The 15,378-nt window shown below is 49.5% G+C and carries 14 protein-coding genes; 5 read left to right on the top strand and 9 right to left on the bottom strand.

What is annotated here, in order from left to right; translation table 11 throughout:
- Positions 1 to 43: 43 nt before the first annotated feature.
- From rluB to ABD836_RS02310, 5 genes are all read right to left on the bottom strand, one after another.
- Complete coding sequence (rluB, locus tag ABD836_RS02330; protein WP_344932149.1) at positions 44 to 832, bottom strand: 23S rRNA pseudouridine(2605) synthase RluB; 789 nt, start codon at positions 830 to 832, stop codon at positions 44 to 46.
- Complete coding sequence (gene scpB / locus ABD836_RS02325; protein ID WP_344932148.1) at positions 832 to 1,623, bottom strand: SMC-Scp complex subunit ScpB; 792 nt, start codon at positions 1,621 to 1,623, stop codon at positions 832 to 834. The genes rluB and scpB overlap by 1 nt, the downstream gene beginning before the upstream one ends.
- On the bottom strand, positions 1,623 to 2,570 hold the full coding sequence (locus ABD836_RS02320) for a segregation and condensation protein A (protein ID WP_425582998.1): 948 nt from the start codon (positions 2,568 to 2,570) through the stop codon (positions 1,623 to 1,625). The genes scpB and ABD836_RS02320 overlap by 1 nt, the downstream gene beginning before the upstream one ends.
- 63 nt (positions 2,571 to 2,633) lie before the next feature.
- Positions 2,634 to 3,263 (bottom strand): L-threonylcarbamoyladenylate synthase, encoded by a 630-nt coding sequence (locus ABD836_RS02315; RefSeq protein WP_344932147.1) that lies wholly within the window; start codon positions 3,261 to 3,263, stop codon positions 2,634 to 2,636.
- Positions 3,264 to 3,284: 21 nt separating this feature from the next.
- Positions 3,285 to 4,121, bottom strand: coding sequence for a PHP domain-containing protein (locus ABD836_RS02310; protein ID WP_344932146.1), 837 nt, complete (start codon positions 4,119 to 4,121; stop codon positions 3,285 to 3,287).
- Between the two features lie 142 nt (positions 4,122 to 4,263).
- On the opposite strand from ABD836_RS02310, the gene ABD836_RS02305 reads away from it, so the two are divergent.
- The 5 genes from ABD836_RS02305 to ABD836_RS02285 all read left to right on the top strand — a co-directional run bounded on the left by ABD836_RS02305 (position 4,264) and on the right by ABD836_RS02285 (position 7,395).
- On the top strand, positions 4,264 to 4,974 hold the full coding sequence (locus ABD836_RS02305) for a VC0807 family protein (protein ID WP_344932145.1): 711 nt from the start codon (positions 4,264 to 4,266) through the stop codon (positions 4,972 to 4,974).
- Complete coding sequence (locus ABD836_RS02300; protein ID WP_344932144.1) at positions 4,975 to 5,274, top strand: YciI family protein; 300 nt, start codon at positions 4,975 to 4,977, stop codon at positions 5,272 to 5,274.
- 84 nt (positions 5,275 to 5,358) lie between these two features.
- Positions 5,359 to 6,030, top strand: a complete 672-nt coding sequence (locus ABD836_RS02295; protein WP_344932143.1) for a TIGR04211 family SH3 domain-containing protein — start codon at positions 5,359 to 5,361, stop codon at positions 6,028 to 6,030.
- A gap of 2 nt (positions 6,031 to 6,032) precedes the next feature.
- Positions 6,033 to 6,608, top strand: coding sequence for a peptidylprolyl isomerase (locus tag ABD836_RS02290; RefSeq protein ID WP_344932141.1), 576 nt, complete (start codon positions 6,033 to 6,035; stop codon positions 6,606 to 6,608).
- A 28-nt stretch (positions 6,609 to 6,636) separates the two neighbouring features.
- Positions 6,637 to 7,395 carry a pyridoxine 5'-phosphate synthase gene (locus tag ABD836_RS02285; RefSeq protein WP_344932140.1) on the top strand — a complete coding sequence of 253 codons (759 nt, stop codon included), beginning with the start codon at positions 6,637 to 6,639 and terminating at the stop codon, positions 7,393 to 7,395.
- Between the two features lie 67 nt (positions 7,396 to 7,462).
- On the opposite strand, the gene ABD836_RS02280 is transcribed toward ABD836_RS02285, so the two are convergent.
- The 4 genes from ABD836_RS02280 to ABD836_RS02265 form a co-directional block, all read right to left on the bottom strand.
- Positions 7,463 to 9,148, bottom strand: coding sequence for a ShlB/FhaC/HecB family hemolysin secretion/activation protein (locus ABD836_RS02280; protein ID WP_344932139.1), 1,686 nt, complete (start codon positions 9,146 to 9,148; stop codon positions 7,463 to 7,465).
- Positions 9,149 to 9,265: 117 nt separating this feature from the next.
- A complete protein-coding gene (locus tag ABD836_RS02275) occupies positions 9,266 to 10,942 on the bottom strand; it encodes an OmpA family protein (protein WP_344932138.1) in 1,677 nt (558 codons plus the stop codon).
- Between the two features lie 724 nt (positions 10,943 to 11,666).
- A complete protein-coding gene (locus ABD836_RS02270) occupies positions 11,667 to 13,382 on the bottom strand; it encodes a ShlB/FhaC/HecB family hemolysin secretion/activation protein (RefSeq protein ID WP_344932137.1) in 1,716 nt (571 codons plus the stop codon).
- An 85-nt stretch (positions 13,383 to 13,467) separates the two neighbouring features.
- Positions 13,468 to 14,961 (bottom strand): OmpA family protein, encoded by a 1,494-nt coding sequence (locus tag ABD836_RS02265; protein WP_344932136.1) that lies wholly within the window; start codon positions 14,959 to 14,961, stop codon positions 13,468 to 13,470.
- Between the last annotated feature and the right edge of the window lie 417 nt (positions 14,962 to 15,378).

Below are 15,378 nucleotides of genomic sequence, written 5' to 3'. Positions count from 1 at the left end.
GGCCCGTAAGGGCCTTTTTGATTTTTGCCTCACCTCACAAAACTTAACGCGACTTTCGGCCTCGACCACCAGCCGGTGCGCTCAGGGGCGCAGGCAAATCAGCCATTTGATAAACACTGGCAATATCGTCATCGTTCAATTCAGTCCACTGCCCGACTTTGACTTTAGAAGGAATGAATACCGTGCCGTAACGAACCCGTTTCAAGCGATTAACCTGCAGGTCCTGCGACTCCCACAAGCGTCTTACCTCGCGGTTACGGCCTTCCATAATCACCACGTAATACCAATGATTGAAACCCTCTCCGCCGCCATCGACGATGTCAGCAAAACGCGCCAAACCATCTTCTAGCTGCACGCCATCACGCAGTTGCTGCATAACTGCCGGCGTAGCCGTACCCATTACCCGGCACAAATATTCGCGTTCAATGGTGGTCGATGGATGCATCAATTTATTGGCGAGATCACCATCGGTGGTGAACAACAACAAGCCTGTCGTATTAAAATCGAGTCGGCCAACTGAGATCCAGCGCTCGCCCTGCAGCCGCGGTAAACGATCAAATACTGAACGCCGGCCCTCCGGGTCTTTCCGGCTGCAAATTTCGCCCTCGGGCTTGTTGTACAATAAAATACGCGGTTTTGCCGCGGCGCCTTCTATACGCAGCGGCTTGCCGTCGAGTTGAATTTTAACGCCAGCAGTAACGCGATCGCCCAAACCTGCAACACGACCATCAACTGTCACCCGGCCTTCGCTGATGACTTTCTCCATTTCTCGGCGCGAACCTAAACCGGCACGGGCCAGTACTTTTTGTAGTTTTTCATCAGTTGGTATCATTAAAGAAGGGTCTCGGAGGAGGAATTAAGGTCGCGGCTGTCTTGGTCTTGGTCTTGGTCTTGGTCTTGGTCTTCAGCGGTATCGAATTCAAATTCTGCGTCGCTATCAATTTCAGTGTCAGCTTCCAGGGCTAAATCACTTAGCACTTCGTCGCCACGGTCTTCACTTGCGCTGATCTCCGCGTCTGTTTCTGTACCCTCGGCCGTATCTGCATTCGGGCTAAATTCACCGGTATCGAGATCTAACTCGCCATTAAGGGTATCTAAATCGGCAATATCAGCAAGGCTGGGGAGTTCATCTAAATTGCGCAAATTGAAATAGTCTAAAAATTTACGCGTAGTCGCATACATGGCCGGACGGCCAGGCACGTCTTTGTGGCCGACCACACGCACCCACTCCCGCTCCAGCATGGTTTTAATGATCTGAGAGCTTACCGCAACACCGCGAATATCTTCGATATCGCCCCGAGTAATCGGCTGGCGATAAGCGATTAAGGCTAAGGTCTCGAGCATGGCGCGGGAATAACGTTGGGGCTTTTCTTCCCAGAGCCGCCCGACCCACGGAGCAAGATCTTCGCAAACTTGTATGCGGTAACCGCTGGCCACGACTTTAAGTTCAAAGCCCCGTCCTTCACAATCTTCGCCTATGGCTTTTAATGCGTCTTGCAGATCGCCTGTGATGGGACGATCTTCCGGGTCAAATAGCTCGCTTAACTGCTGCAGCGAAAGCGGCCGACCGACCGCCACTAGCGCGGCTTCTAAAATACGTTTTAATTGTGATTGTTCGAGCATTAGATTACTTTCGCTTTCACGTGAATGGGGCCAAAAGCCTCGGATTGAACGATCTCAACCAGCGACTCTTTAATCAATTCCATAATAGCCAAAAATGTCACGACCACACCCAAGCGGCCTTCTTCGGCTCTAAACAAACTTACAAAGGGCACAAAGCTATCTGAGCGCAAAACAGCCAGCACTTCAGACATACGCTCACGGGTTGATAGCTTCTCACGCTGAACTTGATGGCTTTCAAATAAATCAGCGCGCCGCAGTACGTCACCAAGCACCAACATCAACTCTTTGAGATCAACGTCGGGCTCGGCACGGCGCTTTTCGGCCGCTGGCGGATCAATTTGGGCTATATAGGTGTCGCGACCAATCCTTGGCAGTTGGTCAATACTCTCTGCGGCCTGTTTAAACCGCTCATATTCTTGCAGGCGCCGTATTAACTGAGCGCGAGGGTCTTCCTCATCGTCTAGGGCTTCCGCCGAACGCGGCAACAGCATTCGCGATTTAATTTCCGCGAGCATAGCCGCCATCAGCAAATATTCCGACGCTAATTCAAACTGCATCGCGCTCATCATATTCACGTACTGCATGTACTGTTCGGTAATTTGCGCGACGTTAATCTCGAGGATATCCAGATTTTGACGTTTGATGAGGTATAGAAGCAGGTCCAGCGGGCCTTCAAAAGCTTCCAGAAATACTTCAAGGGCTTCTGGGGGAATATAAAGGTCTTTGGGAATTTCGGTGAGCGCCTTGCCCTGAACCACGGCAAAAGGCATTTCGCCCTGCTGTGGTTGCTGGCGAATGGCTTTCAAACTGACGATTTCGAGTGGTGCAGCGGGCAACTCGACAACGGGCTCTAATCGCCCAGTGCGGAGTTCTGCCGCTATTGAGACATCGTCTGCCGCGGTTTGCGCCGCCACATTGGGCTGCTGTTCTGTCTGCTCGTCTTGCACTATTACTGAGATCTCACGATATCATTCACCAAGGGCGAGATTATACGTGCATCTGGCCGCCGGTCACAGCGAATCCTCGAATTGACTGACGTCGCCGAGGCCTCTGCGTATTATTACCGGAACTTCGTCAACCAAATCGATGACGGAAGTCGCCTCCATGCCGCAATAACCGCCATCGATGACTAAATCCACCAAGCCCCTCAAGGTATCTCGAATATCATAGGGGTCCGTCATTGGCAGTTCTTCGCCCGGCAGGATGAGACTAACGCTCATTAGGGGCTCACCCAGCTCAGCCAGTAAATCCAAGCAAATCTGATTGGCCGGCACTCGCAGCCCCACACTTTTGCGCTTAGGTTGGAGCAAGCGCTTAGGTACTTCGGGTGTGGCGCGCAAAATAAAGGTATACGGCCCAGGAATCAGTGCCTTCAGCAAACGGAATGCGGTGTTATCTACCTTCGCGTAGGCCCCCAACTCCGAGAGATCACTGCACATGAGGGTAAAATTATGCTTGTCATCAAGGCGGCGAATTGCGCGCACCCGCTCGAGGGCGTTTTTATCCCCTAAATGACAACCCAAGGCGTAAGCCGAGTCCGTCGGGTAGGCAATCACACCACCGCCACGAATAATATCTGCCGCCTGCTTTATGAGGCGGGCTTGGGGGTTTTCTGGGTGTATCTGAAAGAGCTGGCTCACGTGAAGCCTCCGTTAATAATTTTAAAGCGGCTCGCTGGCTTGCCAACGCGCCCACACCGGTGTGCAAGGGGCAACAACCTTGGCGTCGCAACCCAACTCAGACCAGCTACTTGGGTGATGAAAATCACTGCCCGCAGAAGCCTCTAGCTCGAACTGCTGACAAAGCTGGCGCAAATAACCTAGATCTTGCGGTGACGGCCGACCATTGCACACTTCCAAGGCTTCGCCGCCCGCTTCCTTAAACTCCGTCAACATACGGCGTAGTTTAGCATTGGTCATTTTATACTGAAGCGGGTGCGCGATGACCGCGACACCACCGGCGCCGCGAATCCAACTAACCACTTCACTTAAAGACGGCCATACCGCCTTGATGTCACCGACTTTTCCAGCGCCAAGGTATTTATCAAATGCCGTCGCCATCGAGTCTACATGACCCTCTGCCACCAAAACACGCGCAAAATCCGGACGACCAATTGCCCGCCCCTCTGCTAATTTTGCAGCGGCCTCATAGCTGCCTGCAAAACCCAGTTTATCTAAACGCTGGCCGATAAGCTTCGCTCGGGAATCGCGCGCACTGCGCTGCCCTTCCAGCTCAGAAACAAAGGCTGGAGCAGCAATATCAATTCCCAAGCCCAAAACATGAATATTGACGCCAGACCACGTACACGAAAGCTCAATTCCCGCTAGCAAACGTAAATCATCCCCCGCAGCGGCTTGGAGCTCTGCAAAACCTGCAACCGTATCGTGATCGGTAATCGCCATCAGTTGCACACCCCGCTCACGAGCACGCTGAACCAACTCAAATGGAGAGAGACCACCATCAGACGCTGTCGTGTGAGTGTGTAAATCAACAATCAAGGCTATTCCCCTCGGAGGCTAGTGATGAATTTTGAAAATAGGTATAGTGGGGCGGATTATCACTGCCGCGTCGTAGTGGTGCAACAGTACACTGACTAACATCAGCCATTCCCATCGACAGCAAGGCCAAATAGGATCCAATATGCCGGAGCAGGCGCCAAATAAACCACGACACAGTGTCATCGTTAATCTGCTGTTCAATATCATCATTCCCACATTGATACTGACCAAACTCAGCAGCGAAGCCTACCTCGGCCCTAGCTATAGTATCGTGATTGCCTTAGCCTTCCCACTCGGCTTCGGTGTCTACGACTTCGTAAAAACCCGTCGCGCCAATATGTTCGCGATCTTGGGTTTTATTAGCGTCTTGCTAACAGGCGGTATAAGCCTATTAGAACTCGACGCTGAATATATAGCTATTAAAGAAGCCAGCATTCCGGCTCTAATTGGCATTGCCACATTAATTTCACTGTATACCCCCTACCCATTGATAAAAACCTTTATCTTTAACGATGAAATTATTGATACCGAAAAAGTCACCAGCGCGCTAAACAAGCACAATAGCGGCGCCATGTTCCAAAAAGCGTTGCAGACAGCCACCTATATGATCGCTTTTTCATTCTTTCTGTCTGCCACACTTAACTATGCCTTGGCAAAAATTCTGCTTGTCAGTCCGCCGGGGAGCGCCGAATACAGCGCGGAATTGGGCAAAATGACCGGTCTTAGCTTTCCCGTTATTGCCCTGCCCTGCACAATCGTCATGCTGGGCGCCATGTTCTACCTTGTGAAGCGCATTGAAAAACTCACCGCACTCAGCTTCGAAGATATATTTAAAATCAATCAGGAATCCTAAATGCTATACGCCGTAATCAGCGAAGATGTCGAAAACAGCTTAGCCAAGCGCCTTGAAGCACGACCAGCACATATTGCCCGCTTAGAAGAACTAAAAAGCCAAGGTCGGCTAGTTATGGCAGGGCCGCACCCGGCAATTGACAGCAATGATCCCGGCGAAGCAGGTTTCACTGGCAGCCTAATTATTGCGGAATTTCCCAGCCTCGCAGAGGCACAACGGTGGGCCGACGCCGACCCCTATATTGACGCAGGGGTTTACGCCAAAGTTTGCGTAAAACCCTATAAAAAGGTTTTGCCCTAAAAGCAATAAAATTGAAGTAAGCCGTCAAGTGCTTTATTCTTAATTTTTAACCGTTTATCGCAGCTTATTAACGTGGAAAATCCAGTGAAAAATTCGATTCTTGTCGGCACATCGATCCTCCTACTTAGCCTAGGTAGCATGGCCTTCGCAGAAACTCGCTATATCAGCGACAAAATATATGTGCCTCTGCGCGTCGGCGATACCACTAAACACCGCATTATCCATCGTGGCCTTCCCAGTGGTGAAAAGCTGGAACTACTCGAAACAAATGAAGATAGCGGCTATTCAAGAGTAAAAACGGATCGCGGCGTCGAAGGTTGGCTGCCGAGCCATTATTTAGTCGAAAGCCCAGTAGCGCGTTCGCTGCTAAACGCTGCAAAGCAGGAAGTCGCTGAATTATCCAAATCGAATAAAGAACTTCGCGAACAACTTAAAAGCACCACCCAAAGCAGCACAGAAACCAGCAACACCGTCAGCGACCTAGAACAGGAAAATACCGCGCTTAGCGAAGAACTGGCGGAAATTAAACGCGTTTCCGCGAGCGCGATAAAGCTCGACGAGGACAATCGCCGCTTGCTTCAATCTAATCAAATGCTTAGCAGCGAAGTAGACGTCTTAAAAACCGACAACACCCGCTTGCGTGAAGACAAAGAAAACGAGTTTTTCCTTAACGGCGCCTTTGCTGTTTTAATCGGCGTTATGATCACATTGATTATTCCGAAAATGATGCCTAAACGACGTTCAGATTGGGGCTAAGAATGCTACGTTATCTTTCACTCATTATTGCCCTCGCATGGCTATTCCCTGCAAGCAGCTATGCACAGGAAGCCGTCAGTAATCCGGTTGTAATTCTAGAGACCAGCAAAGGCAATATCTCAGTTGAGCTATACCCCGACAAATCACCAATAACCGTTGCGAATTTTTTAGGCTACGTGCATAGCGGCTTTTACAATGGCACCATATTTCACCGTGTTATTCGTCGCTTTGCCGTACAAGGAGGCGGTTTGACAGCTGACATGGTCGAAAAAGAAAACGGCGAGCCGATAATCAATGAAGCCAGAACCAGCAAATTAAGCAATGAACGCTGGACCATTGCCATGGGGCGAACGAATGAGCCAGACAGTGCTCGCTCCCAGTTCTACTTTAATATGGGCATGAACCTGAGTCTCGACGCCAGAATGGGCAAAGCCGGTTACGCAGTATTTGGTAAAGTAATAGAAGGCCAAGATGTACTCCGTGACATCTCTGTAAGCCGCACTCACAGCGTTGGTCACTTCGACGATGTTCCAGTTGAACCTATTCTACTTATTAATGCCCACGTCGATCAGCAATAAACCATGCGCTTAGCGCAAGAGGTCTAATTTGACAGCCCTAAGCATTAATCTGAATAAAATAGCCCTAATCAGAAACTCCAGAGACACCGACTACCCCAGTGTCACACTGCACGCCGCCCGCTGCGTTGCCGCAGGCGCCCACGGCATTACAGTGCACCCTCGCCCCGATCAACGTCATATTCGGGTCAGCGACTGTTTTGAGCTAGCTGAAACACTAAACGTTGAATTTAATATTGAAGGCAACCCATTTGCCCCGGCGATGAAATCCTCCCGCCAAGGCATTAGCGACTACCCGGGTTTTATGGAAATAGTCCGTCAAATTCGCCCCGCACAATGCACACTCGTACCCGATGGCGACGCGCAATTAACGTCCGATCATGGCTTTGATTTGCATCGTGACGGTGAACGGCTAAGCCCAATAATAGAGGAGCTGAAAGACCTCGGTGTGCGTGTTAGCTTATTTATGGATCCAGAGTTAGAGCAAATCCGCTTAGCGAAATCCGTGGGCGCAGACCGAATAGAGCTCTACACCGGCCCCTACGCTGAAGCCTTCGGCACAAAACAACAAGATGCGGTCTTACAGAAATTCATTGATGCGAGCATTCTGGCCGGCGATATCGGCCTCGGATTGAATGCAGGTCACGACCTAAACTTACACAATTTATTATTATTTAAAAACAGCGTAAACCAATTAAGCGAAGTGTCTATTGGCCATGCATTTACCGTAGACGCCATTGAAATGGGCCTGGATGCCTGCATTAAAGCTTATTTACGCTGCCTGTATTAAATCGTACTCGGTAAAACAACCTCGCTACAGCTACCAGCAAAATGCGTAGCTGCAGCGAAGTTTAAGATCAAAAGACCTTTTTCACGACGAAATAGAAGTCTGCTTCTAAGCGCTCAAGTTCATCATCGGACACAAAACCATCATCTGCCAGCGGTCTCGCTACAACGGCATCCAAGTTAACGCCCCAGCCCAAATCAGCTGAAACACGTACACCGGCGTCGGCAATACTGCGCTCGTCACCTGCCGTACCTGCCGCATTCTCAAACCATGCTGCGCCGTATTCAGCAAATACAGCGGCAGTTACATCAATACCCGCAACAACCACTTTATGTTGCAAGCTCAGGTCACCGAAATAACCCGAGTCCCCTGACATTACGCCGGGCAAGTAGGCGCTAATAGACTTCATGCCGCCTAAAACCCACTGCTGCTGCTGAGGTAATTGCTCATCGGCATACTGGGCAAAAACACTGGCGTTCAGCTCAGTCTCTTTTGACAAGGGAAGCTTTGCGGCAATACGCGGCAGAATCGTCACAAATTCAGCGGTGCGTGCTGCAGGAACCACAGATGATGACGTTGGGTTCGCTGCTAAATATTCCGGGTAAGTGCCGAGTGTGCCGCTGTCGCCAGTGATCCCCGCTTTTACCGACAACTGCGCTGACCAGCGAAATTTAGTATCGCCCATCGTTTCCGCGGAGAAATACTTAGCACCCAATTCGAGCGTGCCGTATTTCTCATCTTGTAAGCTACCGACACCACTAACATCAAGCTGAGAATCGATGTATTCAAGGCGCTCGAACAAATTTATGCGATACGTTAAGTCACTGGCTAATACTTGCTCGCCACTCAGCGAAACAACATTGATATCTGCTTCCAAATCATAACTCTGCCCTGGGGTAGATGCCCCGGGAGCGCATAAGCCCAAAGCTGAAAGTAAGTCACAGATCGCACCGGTGCCGCCAGTCGTCGAACTGCCTGAGCTAGAACCAAGTTGCTGGGTATACTCTGTGTGGCTCGCCGTTATTCCATAAAGCCCGGAAGAAAACGGTTTGTCCGCGGAAATTTGAATACGATGGTAATCCTCACCATCACGCGACTCACCCAAATCAGTAAAAGCCGTTTGGTAGCCAAGCCCAACGCGACTCCCGTCATCAAAATTATGGCTTACGCCAACGTCGCCAAAATAACGGCCAACATAGCGGCTACCTTGGTTACCAAATTGCAGATAGACGTCGGTGGCATCAAAATCTTCAACTGGCGTTGCATCAAATACCAGGCTAGCAACGTCTGGCTGATTTTCATCTACAACAAAGCGTGCAGAATAATCCACGCCGGTGCGCTGGCTTTTTACATTTGCCATTACGCGAGCGCGCTCAAATTCAGCGCGGGTTAAATCGCCATCACCCTCTAAGCCTTTAAAATACTGAGCAACACCCTCGCCTTCTACCGAAGTCAATGCGGCTTGAACAGCATGAACATAAACCACACTACCCTCTGGCGCGTATTCCATCGACACCAATAAGTGGCCTTTACGCAGTACCAAAGAACTCATCAAAAAGATGGTTTGTGACGGCGTTTTAGCGGTACTAAAAATTGTTTCTAGCTCCGCCTCACTCAAATAGTGATCCCCAGTTACCCGCAGTTCATAACCATTTACCAAGCCAACATAGGGCGCACTTGCACCAGCGGCCGCAGTTGTAATCTCGGTGACGGTCGTCAAATGCGGCGGTAACGCAGGCGGAAAATCAATAGCCATAATCTATTCCTTAAATATGCTTTGAATTAAGTATTTATTAACAAAGGAAGCCTGCCATGCAAACAGGGAGCGACGAACGCCCCCTACCATCAGCTTCAATTAATTCGTCCCTATCGTCTATTTACTTAGATTTTCTTGCTTGATTGATTGAAAGGTTTCCACATCGAGTATATTAAGTTCAACACGACGATTTTCTGCCCGGCCAACCGGATCATCGCTACCATCTTCGTTGGCATTTGGCGCGACAGGCACGCTTTCACCGAAGCCACGGTAAGTTAAGCGCTTGTTATCAATTCCAGCATCAATCAGGTAGGTATATACAGTACGTGCGCGCAGGTACGACAAACGCATATTATATTCATCACTGCCTTTCGCGTCGGTATGTCCGTCTACTGCAACGAGTGCCGCAGGCTGAGCCGCCAAAACACGTACCGCGTGTTCCAAAATTGGTAAAGATGCAGACGTTAAGTCCGCTTTATCAAATTCAAAATTAACACCGCGTAAAACCAGCGGAGCATCCGCCGTTAGATGGCAGCCGGTTAAAAATACTGGCATATTTGCGGGAGTATCAAGGCATTCATCACGTTCATCGCACACGCCATCGCCATCAACATCTGCACACGCGTCTAGCATCGCCAATTGCAGTGGCGCCGCGCAGCCAACAGAACCCGCCGCAGTACAACTTCCGTTGTTATCATCGCCATTTCCATTCGCTTCAGCTGCAGGTTCATTTAGCGCACCAACGGAAACTAATCCGCCTTGACCTGAACCCGCGCCATTTAACGCCCCAGCAGCAATAACACCGCCATTTCCGGAGTTTTCGCCATTGAGCGCACCGACCGCAATCGTATCTGAGTTTCCTGAGTTATCACCGTTCAAGGCGCCAACGCCGGCAAGCACCGCATTACCGGAATTATCACCATTTAAAACCGCGATGCCTGCGGTGTCGCCATTACCGGAATCTGCACCATTTAACACCGCGATACCGGCGCTTTCGCCATTACCTGCGTTGTCACCATTCAAGGCGCCAATACCAACGCTGCCACCATTACCAGTATTATCACCACCCAAAACGCCAGCCGCGATTGCACCGCTATTTCCAGAGTTACTGCCAGACAATGCAGCTAGACCAAGAAGGCCTGCATTCCCGCTGCCTGAGCCACCCAGCAAGCTAACCCCAGCGTATTCGCCGTTACCTGAATTGTCGCCCGACAATACCGCCACGCCAATTGCGCCGCCATTACCGCCAGAGCCCGAATCAAGCAAAGACAGCCCGAGCAAACCGTTCTCAGCACCGTCAATCACCAGACCAGAGCTTTGTTCTAAACCAGGAAGTTCAAAACCCGCCGGTATACCTCCAAGCACGTCAACCAAGCCTTCAGTTATTACGCCGTCAGGCCCGACCAAACTGCGAAGCTGGGTAGCAAAACCGGCATCATAAGTTAAACCCAATGCGCTCAACAGCTCGCTTAGACCGAGCACATCCAACGGTAGCATCGTTTCTGAGCCGGTTTTATTGCCGGTCCCGGTGAGTTCGTCAGAACCACCCAAGGTAGCGCCAACATCATCTTCCGAGTTTAATAAATCCACCCCAAGAAAGTCGTTATCCCCAGTACCGACAGGGTCAAGCACCGACGCACCTATCGTGCCCACAGTCGATCCAACTTCAGAGAACAACTGCGGTAAACCGAGGGAATTCAGTAGATCTGTTAAGGCATCTGCAGACGCAAATGATGCCGACATTACTGCCGAGATAATAAGCGAAACAGACAACAGCCTGCGAATAGACTTCATTTGGCAACTCCATTTGTAAAGATAGTAAACTACAATTTATATTTCATATTCTTGCCCACCGTGCTCAGAGATCACAAACTCGCAACAAGGGAATTTCACCCAGTGCGAAACAGCACGGTGGCCAACAATTAATTTTCTGGAAAAAGTAGGTACAAAACGTCACATAAATTCCGTCTCAACGGACATCAAGATAAGCAAACAGGACGTAGGGAGAATTTGTGTGTTTTTGCCTTCGCAATCCATTACAAGCTTCCGAGTACACAGCATTACTTTACGATGCAGCATGTGCTTCCATATCTACTCAATGACGACAAAACCTCCGAACAGTCTCAATCAGAAACGAGTACTTAGCTTAATATTGCGATATTGGCGGCATATTAAGTCCTCTGTATTAAGAATCCAGCCAACGACACATTTAATTACAAAATAAAACAAATATTGTGACAGAGGTCACATTTAAACTCAGTGAAATTATTGACTAATTCCCAAGCTGATAATTATGAGACGTAATAATTACGCACTGGCATTTTTAATTATTACCAGAAAGGTTACTACTCTAATCGGGATTACAAAGAGGCACTAACACTTACACTGAGTTGGCGGGAAAAGGGAATCGTAAGGCGTTATAGCCAAGCCATCAATAGATTTAAGTCGCGCCGAATGCGATGAACAGAATCGCCAGCACGTTTAAACGCACTAGCTATTCCTTTCATCGCAAGGAAGTTTAAAATATCTTTTTGAGGGAGAAATAGAAATCCGTTTCATAGGGCTTTAATGTAGACGAATTGGCAAAGCCATCATCGGCTATGGCGCGTGCGATAACCGCATCAACTTGCACGCCCCACGCTAAATCCGCACTAAATTTTACGCCAGCATCAACAATACTGCGGGCTTCACCGTCGTCACCCGCCGCATTTTCAAACCACGCAGCGCCGTATTCAACAAAAACCTCAGGCTCGATATCGATACTCAGAACCCTAAGGGATTGGGCGTAGTCTAATTTACCGTAGTAGCCAGAATCACCCGCCAAAACGCCAGGTAAATACGCACTGATCGACCCCATACCGCCCAACACCCACTGCTGCTGCTGGGGCAACTGCTCATTTGCCAATTGTGCCATGGCATTTAAGCGTAGATCGCCAGCACCCGCTATCGGCAGTTTTGCCGTAAAACGCGGCATAAGGCTTATAAACTCTGCGGTCCTAGCACTTGGCACAACTTGGGGTGCAGTTGTCGCGCCAGCATTGTTGGCCAAATACTGAGCGCGGTACTCTTTGTAAGTACCTAAACTACCGGTATCCCCTGTCACTCCAGCCTTTAATGACAACTGCGCCGACCAACGCAACGCTTTTGGTCCACGTAAATCTGCAGAGAAATACTTCCCACCTAGCTCAAGTGTGGCGTATTTTTCGTCTTGTAAATTCCCGAAAACGCCGACATCAATTTGTGAATCAATATAGTCGAGTCGTTCGAATACATTTAGCCTAGAACTTAGATCACTAAAGAGTACCTGCTCGCCGGAAATACCCAGGGTATTAATTTTAGCGTCCAGGCCTACTCTCTGAGTGCTTATCGTTGCAGTAGAACTTGGACTACATAAACCCAGCACGCCCAACACATCGCAGATCAAACCAGAGTTTGATGCTGTCGTTGTTGAGCTGGTGCTACTGCTACCGAGGTCTTGTGAATATTCAGTATGCCCGGCGCTCACGCCATACAAACCCGCCGCAAAAGGCCGATCTGCAGTTAATTGAACACGGTAGTAATCTTCCCCACCACGTGACTCACCGAGATCAGTAAATGCCGTTTCAACCATCGCGGTCGCACGACTACCATCGTCAAAGTTGTGGCTAAGCCCTACATCCCCAAAATACCGGCCCACATACCGACTACCCTGGTTACCAAATTTAAAGACCAAATCCGTCGCATCATGATCTTCACGTGGCTCGCCAGAAAAGACCATAGCAACACGCTCTGGTGTGTTTTCATCTACTGTATAACTAACAGAATAATCAATACCCGTGCGCTCACTGCGAACGTTAGCCATCACTCTGGCTCGGTCGAATTCAGCACGGCTAAGACTCGGTTTATCTTTTAGATCAGTAAAAAACGTACTTATTTCGCCGCCCTTTAATTCCACAACACGGGCCTGAAGTGCGTGCACATAAATCGCCTCCCCGTCCGGGGCATACTGCATGGACACCAACATATGCCCGTTTCTAAGTGCTGCCGAGCTCATTAGAAAAATTGCTTGTGACGGTGTAGTTGCTGATTTAAAAATTTTATCCAACTGCTCGCGACTTAAATAGTGATCGCCAGAAACCCGTATCTGATAGCCATTTACCACGCCTTGGTAAATATTACTCGCGCCCGCCCATTCGGCAATCTGTACGACTGTCGCTTGCTGCGGAGGAAGTGCTGAAGGAAAATCAATTGCCATATCATCGTCTCTAAACAATAAAAGCCAAGGGAGACCAATCCCGAAAAATAGACGCTAGGGCTTCACCCTAGCGCTGATACTCACTTCAGCGTTGCGCCAAATTCTCTTCCTTTACCGCCTCAAAAACATCGACTTGCAATACATTTAACTCCACCCGACGGTTTTCAGCTCGACCCGCGGGATTGTCGCTGCCATCGTCATTTGCATTCGGCGCCACCGGCACACTTTCACCATAACCACGGAAAACCAATCGATTTTCATGTATTCCCGCATCGATTAAATAGTGATAAACCGTTCGCGCTCGTTTATAAGACAAGCGAATATTGTAGCTGTCACTGCCCATCCAATCGGTATGACCGTCCACCGCCACAAGGGAGTCAGGCTGAGCATTTAGCACCTTGACTGCATGCGCCAGAATTGGATAAGACTCCGCAGTTAAGTCCCACTTATCGAATTCGAAATTAACACCGCGCAACACCAACGGCGCATCTTCGGACAGATGGCATCCGGTTAAAAATACCGGCATATCGGCAGGTGTATTTAAACACTCGTCTCGCTCATCGCAGACACCATCAAGGTCGGCATCTTTACAGGTATCCAGCAATGCCAATGCAGTAATATCGCTACAACCAACACCGCCAGAAGCCGTGCAGCTAGCATTATTAGCAGCGCCATTGCCTGTATTACTGGGGCCCGCCGGCGCGTTAGCAACCGCAAGCGTGATCAAACCACCCGCCCCAGAACCCGGTCCGTTTAAAATCCCGGCACCAACAACCCCGCCATTAGCAGAATTGGCGCCATTTAAAACGCCAAATGCGATGGTGCCGGAATTCCCCGAATTGTCGCCATTTAATATTGCCACGCTGCTAAACTCGGAATTCCCTGAATTTGCACCACTAAGCACGGCAATACCGGCGCTATCGCCGTTACCAGAACCGTTTCCCGAGAACACCGCCACGCCAGCGCTGCCGCCATTACCCGAGTTGTCACCAGATAAAACAGCTACGCCAATTGCATCGCCATTACCCGAAGAACTCGTACCCAACACCGATAGCCCAACCGGTTGATCATTCAGGCCTGGCAATGGCGCACCGGCCCCCACCGCTGACCCGAGTTGGCCACTGCCTTCCTTCACGGCTGATACCGCCGCAGTAGTCACCGAACCATTCGGCCCAATTACGCCGCGAATTTGATCTGCGCTGCCGCTTTCGTAATTTAAACCGTGCTCAGCCGCGGCATCAGAAACTCCGAGCGCATCCAAGGGTATCGCGGTGTCTGAGCCCGTTTTATTCCCAGTTCCCGTCAACTCAGCAGAATTGGCAGTCAAACCAAAATCGTTTTCTGGGTTGAGCACATCAATGCCTAAGAAATCATTGTCGCCGGTACCCACTGGGTCTAAGACCGACCCACCAACGGTGCCGACTGTTTTACCAAATTCAGAAAACAGCGCAGAAATGCCCAGAGAATTTAAAAAATCAGTCATTGCATCTGCTTTGGCCACATTTGCACTGAGCAATATTGGCCCCAGCAAGAAAACACTCACAAGCAAAACTATTAGATACCGACGGAAAGCGCTCATGCCAAACTCCATACCCTAAAACCCACACCGATAAAGTTCTTGCTGAGATTTAGCCAAGACCGCCACTCACACAGGAACGCTAGGCACCGCAAACTCCCGTTATAAAAACGGTTATTTGATACCCTAAAACAGTTACAAAAATGACAAGCTACAGCGACGAATGCGCTATTTACAGAGCCCTAGCGCCTTTTACACACAGTCGCCAGAATGCGAACATCATAGGTTAAGCGCTAAAATACACAAGAGGCCCAATCACGATATAAAGTGTGAATATTACATAGAGCTAAAGACGTAGGAGAAAAGACCAAGGGCGGCGAATAAACTTGATGCAGGGGAATTCAGAAAGACGCTTTAATTTGGAGGAAATACTTCTCAACGTTACGCAGTAACCACTGAGGATTTTCTTAAACAGAGGAG

The sequence above is a fragment of the Zhongshania borealis genome, assembly GCF_039539625.1.
GTDB lineage: Bacteria > Pseudomonadota > Gammaproteobacteria > Pseudomonadales > Spongiibacteraceae > Spongiibacter > Spongiibacter borealis.
The sequence above is the reverse complement of the archived record's forward strand: the minus strand, read 5'-3'. Positions and strand labels throughout refer to the sequence as shown.